The 14,274-nt window shown below is 70.0% G+C and carries 13 protein-coding genes; 7 read left to right on the forward strand and 6 right to left on the reverse strand.

Annotated features, from left to right (window positions below):
* Nucleotides 1-444 precede the first annotated feature (444 nt).
* Nucleotides 445-1,287 carry an SCO2400 family protein gene (locus ACWD4J_RS34365; RefSeq protein WP_451399411.1) on the reverse strand — a complete coding sequence of 281 codons (843 nt, stop codon included), beginning with the start codon at nt 1,285-1,287 and terminating at the stop codon, nt 445-447.
* A gap of 1,164 nt (nt 1,288-2,451) precedes the next feature.
* On the opposite strand from ACWD4J_RS34365, the gene ACWD4J_RS34370 reads away from it, so the two are divergent.
* The 5 genes from ACWD4J_RS34370 (at nt 2,452) to ACWD4J_RS34390 (ending at nt 7,619) form a co-directional block, all read left to right on the forward strand.
* Nucleotides 2,452-3,594 (forward strand): ABC transporter substrate-binding protein, encoded by a 1,143-nt coding sequence (locus ACWD4J_RS34370; RefSeq protein WP_451399412.1) that lies wholly within the window; start codon nt 2,452-2,454, stop codon nt 3,592-3,594.
* An 80-nt stretch (nt 3,595-3,674) separates the two neighbouring features.
* Nucleotides 3,675-4,532, forward strand: coding sequence for an ABC transporter ATP-binding protein (locus tag ACWD4J_RS34375; RefSeq protein ID WP_451399413.1), 858 nt, complete (start codon nt 3,675-3,677; stop codon nt 4,530-4,532).
* Complete coding sequence (locus ACWD4J_RS34380; protein WP_451399414.1) at nt 4,529-5,353, forward strand: ABC transporter permease; 825 nt, start codon at nt 4,529-4,531, stop codon at nt 5,351-5,353. Before ACWD4J_RS34375 ends, ACWD4J_RS34380 begins: the two co-directional genes overlap by 4 nt.
* Nucleotides 5,350-6,264: an ABC transporter permease gene (locus ACWD4J_RS34385; protein WP_451399415.1), complete on the forward strand. Its 915-nt coding sequence runs from the start codon at nt 5,350-5,352 to the stop codon at nt 6,262-6,264. The genes ACWD4J_RS34380 and ACWD4J_RS34385 overlap by 4 nt, the downstream gene beginning before the upstream one ends.
* Nucleotides 6,265-6,266: 2 nt before the next feature.
* Entirely contained in the window at nt 6,267-7,619 is a 1,353-nt protein-coding gene (locus tag ACWD4J_RS34390) for an amidohydrolase family protein (RefSeq protein ID WP_451399416.1), read from the forward strand.
* 10 nt (nt 7,620-7,629) lie between these two features.
* Here ACWD4J_RS34390 and ACWD4J_RS34395 read toward each other — a convergent pair whose 3' ends face one another.
* Together ACWD4J_RS34395 and ACWD4J_RS34400 are read right to left on the reverse strand one after the other, a co-directional pair.
* Complete coding sequence (locus ACWD4J_RS34395; protein WP_451399417.1) at nt 7,630-7,893, reverse strand: DUF397 domain-containing protein; 264 nt, start codon at nt 7,891-7,893, stop codon at nt 7,630-7,632.
* Nucleotides 7,890-8,732, reverse strand: a complete 843-nt coding sequence (locus ACWD4J_RS34400; protein ID WP_451399418.1) for a helix-turn-helix domain-containing protein — start codon at nt 8,730-8,732, stop codon at nt 7,890-7,892. Before ACWD4J_RS34400 ends, ACWD4J_RS34395 begins: the two co-directional genes overlap by 4 nt.
* 196 nt (nt 8,733-8,928) lie before the next feature.
* On the opposite strand from ACWD4J_RS34400, the gene ACWD4J_RS34405 reads away from it, so the two are divergent.
* A complete protein-coding gene (locus ACWD4J_RS34405) occupies nt 8,929-9,381 on the forward strand; it encodes an ATP-binding protein (RefSeq protein WP_451399419.1) in 453 nt (150 codons plus the stop codon).
* Entirely contained in the window at nt 9,356-9,886 is a 531-nt protein-coding gene (locus ACWD4J_RS34410) for an HXXEE domain-containing protein (protein WP_451399420.1), read from the forward strand. The genes ACWD4J_RS34405 and ACWD4J_RS34410 overlap by 26 nt, the downstream gene beginning before the upstream one ends.
* A 42-nt stretch (nt 9,887-9,928) precedes the next feature.
* Here the strand turns inward: ACWD4J_RS34410 and ACWD4J_RS34415 are convergent, their stop codons facing one another.
* From ACWD4J_RS34415 to ACWD4J_RS34425, 3 genes are all read right to left on the reverse strand, one after another.
* A complete protein-coding gene (locus tag ACWD4J_RS34415; RefSeq protein ID WP_451399421.1) occupies nt 9,929-10,675 on the reverse strand; it encodes an SAM-dependent methyltransferase in 747 nt (248 codons plus the stop codon).
* Nucleotides 10,676-10,891: 216 nt separating this feature from the next.
* Nucleotides 10,892-12,283, reverse strand: a complete 1,392-nt coding sequence (locus tag ACWD4J_RS34420; RefSeq protein WP_451399422.1) for an FG-GAP repeat domain-containing protein — start codon at nt 12,281-12,283, stop codon at nt 10,892-10,894.
* A 149-nt stretch (nt 12,284-12,432) separates the two neighbouring features.
* Nucleotides 12,433-14,148 (reverse strand): cholesterol oxidase substrate-binding domain-containing protein, encoded by a 1,716-nt coding sequence (locus ACWD4J_RS34425; RefSeq protein ID WP_451399451.1) that lies wholly within the window; start codon nt 14,146-14,148, stop codon nt 12,433-12,435.
* Nucleotides 14,149-14,274 lie beyond the last annotated feature (126 nt).

The raw sequence follows: 14,274 nt of genomic DNA on the forward strand, positions 1-14,274 counted from the left end.
CCAGGGAGGACAGCGTTGAAGCAGCCGGGGAGGGCGGCGTTGCAGCGAAATCCATGCGGCTCAGCTTTCCCATATGTCCCACTGATTACATCAGGGACCAGGTGCCGCAGATGTGCCGCTAAATCGGCCAAAAAATCAATATTTGGGGGCTTTCATTCGGCTCAGGATGTTTTATCCTAATAAGTGGCCTACGGGACGAGCGAGGGAGTTCGACCGTTGTAGCCGACTTTGGCGAGAAGCTTCGGTTTCCGCTGGGGCCGACGTCGACGGTCGGGCTGAGAGGCCGGAAGGTCCAAGGACCGAGAGGTCCAAAGACTGGAAGGCGACCCCCACTACCTGATCCGGACAATACCGGCGAAGGGAGCCCGTCTCGTAGGTCCTTTGTGTGTGCGGATCATCAGTGCGTGCTGTCGGCGCCCGCCGCGCGCGCCCTGCGCAACATGATCAGCCCACGCAGAGGAGGCCGAGCAGGCAGACGTGCGCGGGCGAGGTCGCCGCCGGCGACGTGGGCTCGGCGGTCGACGCGTCCGCAGCCGGTGCGGGCGTGGTCGTGGCTGCCTGGGGAGCCGCGGCGTCCTGCTGGGCGGTCGTGTCGCTGGACGACTCGTCGGACGTCGCCGTCGAGGTGCTACGCGGTTGCGAGGTCGCGGTGGCGCTGGGATGTGCGGTTGCGGCAGCGTGCCAGGGCTGACTCGTGGTGGGCGTGGCGGTCGGCGCGGGCGTGGTGGTCTTCCGCCGGGTGCCGGTCCCGGAGTGGCTCGTGTCGTCGCCGCGATCGCGCGAAATCCGGCCGTCGGGCTGTGCCGCGGACGGGTCGGCGCTGTCCGCATCGCTGCTGGACGAGGGCTCCGGGTCAGGGGCGGAGGCCGCCTGGGCGGGGCCGCCGGAAGGTCCGTCCGGCAGCGCGGCGATCGTCAGCCCGCCGCCGACGAGCGCGACCGCCGAGACGACGGCGGCACGGCGCCGCTTCTTCTTCCACAGGGCCAGTTGGCGCCGCCGGGCCGCACGGCCGAGATGGGTCTGAGCCCCACGGGCCGTGTACTCGGAGCCGCTCGTCCCCGAACCGTCCGCCCCGTCCTCCGCGGTCGCGGCCTCGGCCGCCCCGGTACCGAAGGCCGCCGTCTCGGCGCCGAAGGCGGTGCCGGACTCGTACAGCGGCGGAGCGGTCGTCGTCGCAGTGCCGGGGCGGCGATAGTTGGGCGGGGCGATGTCCGGCGCGTACGCGCCGCACCCGGGGCACACCAATGCACCGTTGAGGGTCCGACGGCATGAGTCGCAGTAGTCCATCGCGATCTTTCTGTGCTGTCTACGCCGCAACGGGCGTCGGCGAGCTGATCAGTTCGCACGCGGGCTCGAACGCGCAGCAACGGTAACGACAGCAACCGAAGGCTTTGCGTAGCCTTTGTGGGGCTTGTGCAAAGGTTGTTCGCCGGTGAGCCGGTGACATGATTTGCGGGAGCGCATCTTCGCCGGAGGGATCGCCATGACCAGCCGGTTTGTCGTCTCCCTGGACACCGACGCCGACATCCCCGCCTACCGGCTCGGCGTCCACCCGGATCAGGACGGGCCGGCGGATTCGCGTGGACGGCAGCGCCGGGGTCACGTTCCTCGAATGAGATCGCGTGTGCTGACTAAGCTGATTGTCCGCACAATCCGCACGACGCTTGCATCGTGGAGAGCTGCGGCGCTTCTCCGCCGCTCCTCGGGCTGGTCGTCGCCGATCGGCAGGGCCTGGTCACCGGGTGGACCCCAGGGGCGGAACGCCTTCTCGGCCACAACGTTGCGGAGGCACTGGGCCGGCCTGTGGCGGAACTGCTGGGCGTCACCTTCCCCGAGACCGCTGACGGCCCGGACGGCGGAGAGGGAAGTGCGGCGGTACTTCCGCTTCTTCCGGTCCGCCACAAGGACGGTAGTCGGCGTGACCTGTCCGTATCCCGCCAGCCACTGACGGCAGGCGAGGACGCGATCGGCTGGGTGCCGGCGTTCAGGCCGCCACCGGACCAGGCCGGGGCTGATGCCCTGATCCGCTGGCTGCTGGAGGATTCGCAGATCGCCCCCTCGGTCTACGACAGTGATCTGCACTGCGTGTGGCAGGGCGCCGGGATGCGCCGCCTCACCGGACTCACAGGACTCACCGGCCTCGCTGACGAGGCACGCCGTCGGCCTCGGCCCCTTACGGACATCCTCGGCGGCCCGGGAGCCCTCGAGTGGCCGCCGACCGTGCCGCGGTCCAGGGCGCGTGCCGCCTCGTCCGCCTCGTCCAGGCGTTCGTTCTCCGTAACCGCTTCCGTCGCCAACCTCCGGTGTCCGCCCACTTCCTGTGTCACCAATCCCTTGTGTACGGCAAATCGGAAACATGCCCATTACGGAGGAGGGCCTTCTCGGCAACACCCCGTTCCTACTGTCTCCGCACGCGCCGGGCTCTCTGGCGCCGGGGAAGGAACCTGTGCCATGACCAGCGAAGACAGACACGACAGAGCGAACCGTGCCGGTGCGGAGGGGGTGCAGGCGCTGCACGCGGCCTCTCTCACCGACCGCCGGCGGTTCCTGCTCCGCGGCCTGCAGGCAGGCGGACTCGCCATGCTCGGCGGCCCGCTGCTGGCGGCATGCGGGTCCGATTCGGGCTCCTCGCCGTCGTCGGGGTCGTCGGCCTCGGGGTCGAAGAGCCTCGGTGAGCTGACGTTGCGCCTGTCCTGGATCAAGAACGTGGAGTTCGCCGGTAGTTACATCGCGGACAGCAAGGGCTACTACAAGGACGAGGGCTTCTCCAAGGCCACGCTGATCGGCGGCGGTCCGTCCGCCACGCCGATGGAGACCGACGTCGTCACCAGGAAGGCGCTCGTCGGAATCAGCGCACCCGACATCACCGGTGCCGCCATCGCCAAGGGCGCACCTCTCAAGATCATCGGTGCCCAGTACCAGAAGAATCCCTTCTGCATCATGTCGATGGCGAAGACCCCGATCACCAAGCCCGAGGACATGTACGACAAGAAGATCGGCGTCCAGGCCGGCAACGAGTCGGTCTGGGCGGCGTTCGTGAAGGCCGCGAAGCTCGACGCGTCGAAGATCACCAAGGTCCCGGTGCAGTTCGACCCGCTGCCGCTCACCCAGGGCACGGTCGACGGCTGGTTCTCCTTCGTCACCAACGAGCCCAACACCCTCCGACTGAAGGGGTTCGACGTCGAGACGTTCCTGCTCGCCGACGCCGGATATCCGCTGGTGTCCGAGACGTACATGGTGCGGCAGGACACCATCGACAAGCAGCGGGACCTGCTCAAAGCCTTCCTGCGCGCGGAGATACGCGGCTGGAAGGACAGCCTCGCCGACCCGGCACTCGGCGCGAAGCTCGCGGCCGAGACGTACGGCAAGGGGCTCGGTCTCACGACCAAGGAGCAGACCCTCGAGTCGAAGGACGAGAACAAGCTAATCCTCACTGCGGACACCAAGAAGAACGGTCTCTTCACGGTCACGCAGAAGCTGATCGAGGAGAACATCCAGACGCTGAAGTACGGCGGCGTCGACCTCACCGCGGAGAAGCTGTTCGACTTCTCGCTCCTCGAAGAGGTCTACAAGGAGGACCCGAGCCTCATCTGAGTCCGACAGCCGGACGACTCGCCGCCCGGACGACTCGCAGCACAGACAACTCCCAGACACACAACAGGGGTCGACAACTGATGAGCACCGCAGCAAAGGACGCGCCCGAAGGGACCGGCGCGCCCGATCCGGGGGAGGCCGCTCCGGCGGAGAACGGCACCGGGCTGTCCCTGCGCGGGCTCAGCAAGGAGTTCCGGCTCGGCAGGCGCCGGGTGGGGGCGCTCGACGGCGTGGACCTCGACACCCGCGAAGGGCAGTTCCTCGCGCTGCTCGGGCCGTCCGGCTGCGGTAAGTCGACGGTCCTGCGGATCCTCGCCGGTCTCGACACGCCGACGTCGGGCACGGCGCTCGTACACGGCGAGGATCCGGAGTCCGCCCGGCGGCGGCACCACCTCGGCATCGCCTTCCAGGACAGCGCGCTGCTGCCCTGGCGCTCGGTCACCTCCAACATCCGGCTGCCGCTGGAGATCAGCGGCATGTCGGCCGACCCGTCGGTCGTCTCCGACCTCATCAAGCTGGTCGGACTCGAAGGCTTCGAGAAGGCCCGCCCGGCCCAGCTCTCCGGCGGCATGCGGCAGCGCGTCGCCATCGCCCGCTCGCTCGTCGTCGACCCGAAGGTACTGCTGCTCGACGAGCCGTTCGGCGCCCTCGACGACATGACCCGGCAGCGGCTCAACCTGGAACTGCAACGCATCTGGCAGGCCCGGGCGGTGACGACCCTGCTGGTCACCCACTCCATCAGCGAGGCGGTCCTGCTGAGCGACACCGTCGCCGTGATGTCGCCGAGGCCCGGCCGGATCGTGGAGACCGTGTCCATCGACCTGCCGCGCCCGCGCACCCCGGAGATGCTGCGCTCACCGGAGTTCCACGCCTACGCCGACCAGCTCTCCGAACTGCTCTTCGGCCGGCCCGAGACGTCCGGGACGGCGGAGCTGTGAGCGCGCAGACATCCGCGTACGCGGCCGCCGGACTGCGCCGGATACTGCGACCGCCGTCCGCATGGGCCGGGGGCGCGGCCGGCATCGTCGTCCTGATCGCGGCCTGGTCCGTGCTCGCCACGACCGTCCTCGGCACCGGCGACGGCGTCCCCACGCCCTGGGCGGTGGTGAGCAAGATCGCCGACGACGGCTGGACCTTCTACGGCCCGCACATCGGCCAGACCGCCGACGAGGCCGTACGCGGCTATCTCCTCGGCAACGGCCTGGCGCTGGCCTGCGCGGTCCTGGTCCTGCTGGTGCCCGCACTGGAGCGGCTGGTCATCCAGCTCGCCGTCGCCTCGTACTGCCTGCCCATCGTGGCGGTCGGCCCGATCCTGTCCCTCGTCCTCGACGGCGACAAGCCGATGGCGGCGATGGCCGGTATCTCGGTCTTCTTCACCACGCTCGTCGGCGCCCTGATGGGGCTGCGCTCGGCGGATCGGGCCTCACTCGACCTGGTACGCGCGTACGGCGGCGGGCGGTGGCAGCAGATGCGCCGCGTACGCATCGTCGCCGCGCTGCCCAGCACGCTCGCCGCACTCAAGATCGCCGCACCCGCCGCCCTGCTCGGCGCCATCATCGGGGAGTACCTCGGCCGGGTCGACAACGGCCTCGGCATCGCCATGACGATCGCTCAGCAGCAGCTCGACGTGTCCCGCACCTGGGGCATCGCCCTGGTGTCGGGCGCGGTGGCAGGCGTCGGATACGGAGTGGTGGGGCTCGTGGCCCGGTTCGCCGTGCCGTGGTCGCGGAGTACGACGGTGGAGGGCGGGGGCGCATGAGTACGACCGCATTGGGGACCGCGACGGACCCCGCGGGACCGCCGCCCGCCGGGGGGACGGGCGCAGCACCGGACCGCGGCGAGGCGGCACCGGACGGTGGCGGCCGAGCGGCGGTGATGCGCGCGGTGCGCCTGCTGCGACCGCTGGCCAACCTGGTCACCACGCTGGCCGCCGTCGTCGTGCTGTGGATCGTCTTCCTGCAGGTCTACGAACTCGACCCGCTGGTGGCCAAGTCGCCGGCCGACGTGTGGCGTTACCTCTTCGAGGGCGCGCAGGCCGCCGAGCACCGCTCGATCGTCGCGTCGGGCCTCGGCCGCACGCTACTCGACGCGGGCCTCGGTTTCGCCGCGGGTCTTGCGGCGGCGGTGGCGGTGGCCCTCGTCTTCGTACTGTCCCGGAGCGTCGAACAGGCGCTCCTGCCCATCGCCGTCGTCGTGCGATCCGTGCCGCTGGTGGCGATGACCCCGCTGATCACGCTGGTGTTCGGCCGGGAACTGCTGGGCACCACCGTCATCAGCGGACTCGTCGTCTTCTTCCCCGCGCTGGTCACCATGACCTTCGGCCTCAGATCAGCGTCCCGTCAGGCGGCCGACCTGTGCCGCGCGTACGGCGGCGGCGACTGGACGGTGGCCCGCAAGGTGATGCTGCCCAGCGCGGTACCGGCGTTCTTCGCCAGCGCACGGGTCGGCGTACCGGGGGCTCTCATCGGCGCGATGCTCGCCGAGTGGCTCTCCACCGGCAAGGGCCTCGGCTACGCCATGCTGCAGGACTCCTCGACCTTCGACTACGACCACCTGTGGGCCTCCGTCGCGGTGCTCACGGCCGTGTCGGCGGCGTGCTACAACGCGATCGCGGCGGTGGAGACGCTGGCCCTTGCGCGGTTCGCGCCTGACATGCGCCCGGGTGGCTGATCATGGACATGGGAACGACGGGGGACAAGGCTGCGGTTGATCTCAGGCTGGGCCCGGCACTCGTCGTGCCGGTCACAGCGGCACCGTTCAAGGGCTGGGTGGAGGTGACCGGCGGCGAGATCGTCCACGTCGGGCCGGAGCCCTCCGCCGGGCCGGCCGCCGAGGAGTACGACGCGTCCGGACGCATTGTCATCCCCGCGTTCGTCAACACTCACTGCCACACCAGCCAGCAGCTAGGACGCGGAGTCGCCGACGACGTCGATCTTCTGACCTGGCTGCACGAGCGGATCTGGCCGTACGAGGTCGCGCTGGAGGAGAAGGACAGCGAACTCTCGGCCCTGGTCTGTGCGATCGAGCAGATCCGCAACGGCTGCACGCTGATCGCCGACCCCGGTGGACGCCACGTGGACGGCATGGCCCGCGGCCTCAATACCGCCGGTATCCGGGCGCTCCTCGGTCGCAGCAGCATGGACGACGGCGACGGGCGACCGCCTGCCGATCAGGAGACGACGGAGCAGGTGCTGGCCGCCCAGGACGAGCTGGCAGCCCGCTGCTGGCACGGCGCGGGCAAGGGGCGTCTCCGCTTCTCGTACACGCTCCGCACCCTCTTCAACTGCTCCGACGAGCTGATCACCGCGACGATCGAACGGGCGCGCAGCCTCGGCACGGTGGCGCAGATGCACGTCGCCGAGATCCCGGAGGAGAACGCCTACGCCCGCGCGACCCGCGGCACCTCGACCGTGCGCCACCTCGACCGGCTCGGAGCGCTCGGACCCGACCTCCTCGCGGTGCACGCCGTCTGGGTCGACGACGAGGAGATCGAACTCCTCGCCTCCCGCGGCTGCCCCGTCTCGCACAACGCCGCCTCGAACATCAAGATCCTCGGTACGCCCCGGGTGGCCGACATGATCGACGCAGGCGTCGTCGTCGGTCTGGGCACCGACGGCGCCCCCTCCAACAACCGCATGAGCGTCATCGACGAGATGTGGCTCGCCTCGATCGTCCAGAAGGGCCTGCGCCGCGACCCCACGGCCCTGCCCGCCGCGACCGTGCTCCGAATGGCCACGATCGACGGCGCCCGCGCGCTCGGCATGGACCACCTCGTCGGCTCGCTCGAGCCCGGCAAGCGCGCCGACCTGGTGGTGATCGACCCGAGCACCCCGAACTTCGCGACCGCCGCCGACCCGGTCTCGGCCCTCGTGACCGCGCTCAAGTCGGAGAACGTCGAGTCGGTGCTGTGCGACGGCGAGTGGCTGCTGCGGGGCCGCCGGCTGACCCGCGTGGACGAGTCCGCGGCTCTCGCGGAGGCCACGGCCCGCGCCGCGGCGGTGCGCCAGCGGGCGGGTCTGGGATGAGTGCCGGCCCTTACCGGGCCGGGTCGGGGGCGTCCGCGACGGCGAAGGCCACGAAGTCCGCCCAGACGGTGGGGGAGAGGGCGAGCTGGGGGCCCTGCTTGTTCTTGGAGTCGCGGATGTGGATGGTGGTGGGGCAGGGGGCGATCTCTACGCAGTCGCCGGAGCTGCCGCTGCTGTAGCTGGACTTGCGCCAGGAGAGGGCGACTTCGATGCAGTCGCCGGAATCGCCGCTGCTGTAGCTGCTCTTGAACCAGGCCAGTTCGGTGCCGCTCATAGCGCTCCTCGCATCCGCTTCAGCAGGCTCCGGGAGTCTTCTGGTCTGAGAGCCTGCGACCGCAGTTTTGCATAGCGCATGTGGAGCGTGCTGATCGTCTTTGGATCGGCGATGAACTGTGCGCTCTCCTGCCCTTCGCAGTAGCCGAACCACTGGTTGTCAGGAGTTTCGAGCAGCTGTAACGGTCCGTCCAGGCCAACGTGAACATGGCGCTCCAGCGGCATGACTTGCAACTCCACGTTTCGAAGAGCTGTGAACTCCAGCACGTGGTCGATCAGTGCCTGGGTGTCCGCTTCACCGCCGGTCCGGCGTAGAAAGACGTGCTCGTCGACGATGAAGCTGTACGCCGTGTTGGGCCTGTTCCGAAGTAACTGCTGCCGTTCCAGGCGGGCGGCTACCTGCGTTTCGACCTGCTCATCGGAGAGCAGGGGGATGCGGTTCTCGAAGAGGGTCCGCGCATACGCCTCCGTCTGCAACAACCCGGGAACCAACCGGCATTCGTACGTGTACAGGCTGATCGCCTGCTGCTCCAGATCCGCCCACTGGCGGAACCAGGACGCCAGCCCCTGCTTCCGCGTCAGATGCTTCGCCGCCTTGCGGAGCACCCCCAGGCCGTCGAGCGCCTGCTCCGCCCGCTCGACGAACTCCTTGGACGGAAGCCGTCTGCCCTGTTCGACGGAGGCAACGAAGTGGGGCGAGTACCCCATGTCCCCGGCCAGTGCCTCCTGCGTGATGCGGGCGTTCTCACGAAAGCCCTGGAGGACGGCGCCGAAGGTCTTGAGGCTGTCCGACGGTTCAGGTTCGCTGGTGCCGCAGTAGTCGCTGTTGCTACCGGCCATGTCCGGGTACCCCCGAGTGCAGTGGTGTCCGCCCCGCAAAGCACCCATCGTTACAGCGAGTTACGCGTACCGTCCACCCCTCGTGCTCGTACGCTGACGCAGCGTACGAGTTGAGCGCCTGGTGAACGGGGTTGCCAGACTCCACCGTTGACCCATGTCGCCCCAGACGAAACCGCAAAGCTCGGTTACCGTACGTGTGTTCAGCCAACAGCTCAGCTCCACGCCCCGCGGCGCCCGTCTCGCTCGTCGTCTGGTCGCCGAGCGGCTCGACGCGTGGGGCTGGCCGTACGCGTCCGAGCTGAACGAAGCCGTCACGCTGATCACCGCCGAACTCGCTGCGAACGCGGTCCGGCACGGGCGTCTGCCGGGGCGGGACTTCCGGATCCGGCTGACGGCGACGGAGCAGACCGTACGCATCGAGGTCACCGACGCGCGTGGCGAGGGACTGCCCCTGGTCCGCCCAGCGGACGGCGACGCCGAGGGCGGCCTGGGGCTGGTCCTCGTCGACGCGCTGGCGGACCGGTGGGGAGCGGACCCGCGTACGGACGGCGTGGGCAAGACCGTCTGGGCCGAGATCCAGGATCACGAGCCGATCAGCAACCAAGCTGACAGACTTCCTGTTCATGAGCGATGGGGGAGTGGGTCCTGAAGTCACCTTCGGGCTGCTGGCTGCGTGGGCGGTGCATGATCTGGAAGAAGTGGCCGCGGTGCCGGTCTGGGTCCGTGGCAGGGTTCCTGAGCTGCGGGAACGCTTTCCGCGCGTACCGGAACGGATATGGCGACGGCTGGAGTCGATCGACGGGCGCGAGTTCGCAACGGCCGTAGCGGGGATGGCCGTCGTGGTCGCCGCCGCCGCAGCCGACGGACACCGCACCGGCGGCCGTTCGGCCTTCTACCAGGGAGCCCTCAACGGGTTCGGGCTGCACGCCTTGGTGCATCTGGCGCAATCCGCAGCCGTTCGCGGATACACACCGGGTGCGGTCACCTCCCCAGTGGTGGTTATCCCCTTCACGCTGTGGGTCCGTGGCCGACTGCGGCGAGCCGGGGTGCTGCGACCCGCGCGGCCGCGTGACGCCGTGCAGGGGCTGGTGCTCGCGGCAGCGGCCACGGCCGCGACACACGTGTTCGCACGACGGCTGCTCCGCAGGGGGTGAGCCCCGGCAGACTGCGCCGGGGCTCACGTGAAGTGGTGCGCGTCAGCGGTTCATCAGTACGAACACGCCCCACCCGAGGTACTCGCGCTGGTACCTGGCGTGCTTGGCCGGAGACGTGGTGAGTTCCGCGCGCATCTCGTCGGCCAGCTCGTCGTCGGGGTTGGCGTCGAGCCAGCGACGGATGTTGAGCCACTGCGCCGCGACGTACCGGTCCCAGCTGTCCTGGTCGCCCAGGACCATTTCGACGACATCGCATCCCAAGTCGCCGAAGTGCTCGAGCAGTTCCGGCAGCGGGAAAAGCTCGTCCTTGCGGGACATATGGCAGGCCTCGACGGTGGCCTGGTCGAGGGGCTCGCGGCGCCAGTACGGTTCGCCGATCAGCATCATGCCGCCGGCGGCGAGGCTGCGCCGGAGGAGTTCGACGGTGCCCGGCACGCCGCCACCGATCCAGGTGGCGCCCACGCACGCGGCGATGCCGACCGGATCGTCGGCGACATGGCCTGACGCGTCCCCGTGCACGAAGCCGACCTGGTCGGCCACGCCCAGCTCGACGGCCCGCGCGCGGGCGGCGCCGATGAAGACGGTGCTGATGTCGACGCCGGTGCCGGTCACGCCGTGGTCGCGCGCCCAGGTGCACAGCAACTCGCCCTTGCCGCAGGCGAGGTCGAGCACGCGCGTGCCAGGCGACGGGCTGATGGCCTGACCGAGGATGGCCAGCTTCTCGCTGGTGAAGGGGTTGCAGAGGCGATGGCTGCTCTCGCGGATGGTGAAGCTACGTGGCAGATCCACTTCTGGGAGTCCTTTGGTTCGAAGAGGTCAGAACGGTCGGGGAGGGCGGCCGGTGGAAGCCGGCCGCGATTGCCTGGACCGTCATCAAATGCACCTCTTCGGACGCGTGGACGCTTCGCTGGGACCGGCCGAACATAGGGCCGCTGGGATCGCCATGTCCACCGAATTTCGGTTGCCATGTCCGGCGGGGCGCCTCATCACAGCAGCCGGGCAGACTTACGAGGCGCGGGGAGCGAACCCTGTCGTCGTGAAGGACGCCTGGTCCCGGGACGTCGTGCCGTCGGTGATCCACCAGCGCGTGGGGTCCTGGCCGTAGAAGCCGAACAGAGTGCCAGACGCCCAGTTGAGGATCAGTTCGTCCTTGCCGTCACCGTCGAAGTCGGCGGCCCCCGCGGGTCGGGCGTGCCGCCATTTCGCGGGTCCCTTCCGCACTTCGCGCTGGACAGAGGTGCGCTTGTCGCCGTCGATGAGCGTGGCACCTTCGTACGTGGCGACGAGGATGCCGTCGCGGCCGTCGCCGTCCGGGTCAGCGGCCATGTAACCGCCTGGCCCATAGTCGGTGCCTGCACCCTCGGGCACGTCGGGCAGCCGGTACGTGACCGGTGCGCCGCCGCTGCCGGGGTAGACAGCGAGCGATCCGACGACATCGGAGGCCGTGGTGTCGGCTCCGGGCTCGTCGTTGTGGCCGCCATCGTCGCCGACGGCCACGTCGCGCAGCCCGTCGCCGTCGAAGTCGCCGAACGCGTGGGAGTTGCCGGCGCGCAGGCGCCGGCCGTTCGCGGACAGGCCGGTGCCGCGGCGGGCCGGGTAGAGGATGTTGCCGGACTGCTCACCGTCGTTCGCTTCGTGGAACAGCAGGGACGTCGCGCGCGGCCGGCCGGACGGGTCGATGGCGTCCACGACGATTTCGCCACCCGACAGCGGCAGGCCCGTATCGGTGCGGGCCGGTACACCGGACCGCGTGAACGGGCCGTACAGCACTACCAGGGACGACCCGTTCTGCGCGAGGCCCGCGAGGTCGTGGTGCCCGTCCCCGTCGAAGTCGCCGCGCACCACGCTCTTGAGGCCCAGCTTCGATGCGCTCTGCGGCAGTCGCACCGGGGTCGCCTCGGCCCCTGCCGTGGGCCCGTCGGGTCCGCCCCAGGTCACGTACGGGGCGGTGCGTGAGGCGGAAATCCTCCGGTCCTCGACTCTCTCGCCGACGACGGTCGTGACGATGTCCGGGAAGCCGTCGCCGTCCAGGTCGGCGACCGTGTCCGGGGCGAGAGGGTTGCTCGCGGCCGCGTCCTCCGGCGGATCCGGCAGGCCCAGGTCGCGGCGGCCGTAGACCGTGCGGGTCGAGGGGTCGAGCCCCTTCGCCGAGCCGTAGAGCACAGCGACCCGTTCGCTGCCGGCGACGGGCACCACGAGGTCGCGGTACCCGTCGCCGTTGATGTCGTCGGGGTCCTTCGACCCCTTGCCCGGCGTCGGCGCCCGGCTCTCGGCGGGTGGCGCGCTGGCAACCGCCGACTCGTGGCCCGTCCCCTCACCGCCGCACCCGGTGAGCGCTGCGAGCACGGCGCAGACAGCGAAGGCGGGCAGGACGGGCAAGGCGGTACGAGACTTCATGCGCCTCACCCTCACATCCCGCGGCGTGACTACGCCAAGTCGATGGGAGGACTGTTGCCCAGTTGTCGATCAGCGGAAGGCGACGCGCCCGATCCGCAACGCCGTCCGGGCGCGTATCCGGCGGTTGCCGACTGCTACGGGGGCCCGGGTCACACCCGGACCAACTGGTCCGTGAAGGCGTTGCCGAACACCCCGTGCGGGTCGAGGCGGTCCAGGATGCCGATCGCCTCCGACCACCGGCCATTGCCGTACGAGGCCGGAACCACGGTTCCGATGACCTCCTTGTCGGCCCAGGCCGCCGTGTCGGTGTAGGCCCAGCCCTTGGACCACTCGACGCGGGTGAGGGCGTAGCCGCCGTCGAACGTGCGCAGCAGGAAGCGCTCCAGGTCGCGGTAGAACTCGTGGGCGTCCGGCGTGGTCGGCTGGGTCAGCACGTCGACCCACACCGCGCAGTCGAACTCCGGGTGGTCGGGGGACGGCCGTACGGCGGAGAGCAGCGGCGGGCGGGCACCCCGGGCGGCGGACTCCTCGGGCCGGTCGAGTCCGCTCACGCGGATCTCGACCTGTCCGTTGACCGGGAACCTGCCTGCCGCAGCCCACTTCTCGAGCTGATCGCGGTAGTAACCGGCGAACTCCGAGACGACGCGCTGCACGTCGGCACGCCGGGTCAGGATGGCGTACCCATTGGCGGTCTCGCGGAGCGTGGTGGGGCGCAGATAGAACTGCAGGTTGTGCGAGGCGCCCCACAGATCGGTGGCGAAGGTGGTGGTCAGACCGGTCGCCGCGACCGCGTACTGCGCGGCGCCGAACTCGGGCGCGAGATACCAGGCGCCCTCTCCCAGCATGCGCCCGGCCAGGCGGGCGACGGGCGTCGGCAGCGAGTCGCTGAACGGGTAGTTGTACGGGTGGTGCACCTCCCGGGCGGAGAACGGGCGCTCGGGGCTGAGGCTCCACACCTTCAGCCACGGCTTGTCGGTGTAGGCGAACCAGATCGCCTCCACGCGTCCCGAGCGGTCCAGGAAGTCGGCGAACGTGTTGCCTCGGGCCGCCAGGGCGCTGCCGGGAGCGGCGAACAGTTCGTCAGCGGTGAGATCGATCCGGCTCCGGCAGCGCAGCGGGACCTCCTCGCCGGCCTGGAGCACCGCCTCCACGAGGAGGCCGCGGCCGATGTGGGCGGCCAGCGCCTCGCATTCCTCGTCGGCGCCCCGGTGGAAGGTCCGCACGACGTACTCGGCACGGGCGCTGTCCCAGACGACGGCGGTGACGGAGAGGACCAGGTTGCTGAGGGAGCCGTAGGTGTGACCGGGACGCGCCGCCTCACCGACGGCGGGCACGCTGGTGCCGTGGGCATCGATGGCGAGTGTGCCGCCGAGGGTCAGCTCGCCGGGCGCCGGGGTGTTGGTGACACCGAGGCCGTGGTCCGCGAGGAACGCCATCAGCGTTTCGAGCGTCACCCCGGTCTGTGCTCGGACCGCGCCGGGGGCGCCGGCGGGCGGGGTGGTGAGTTCCATGTGGGTCAGATGTTCGGTGGTGTCCAGGAGCAGCACGCGCGCGTCGGACTCGGTGGGCCCGGTGATGGTGAGCGGGGACCAGCCGTGTGCCTTGCCCCGTGCGCGCAGCCGCCAGCCGTTGGTGTGCGCCCAGTTGGCGAGGTCGGCCATGTCCTGGCCGGTTCGGGGCGCGCAGGCCCACAAGCCGTCGTGGGTGATCTCTCCGGCCCAGTTGATGTAGCGGGTGCGGTACGCCGAGAGTCCGGCGGGCAGTTCGGGAGGAGTTGCAGGAGTTGCAGGAGTTGCAGGAGTTGCAGGGGTCGCCGGTGCTGCCGTTGCCGGATGAGCCCCGGCCAGCGACGCTCCGACAGTGATTCCGAGGGCTCCGCCGACGACGGTCGCCGCTCGTAACACCCCTCGCCTGGAGGGGCGGCCGGGACGGGGAGCGGACTCAGTGGACTCGGCGGACCCGGCAGACTCAGCGGACCCGGCGGACTCAAG

The organism is Streptomyces sp. NPDC002577 (assembly GCF_053594815.1).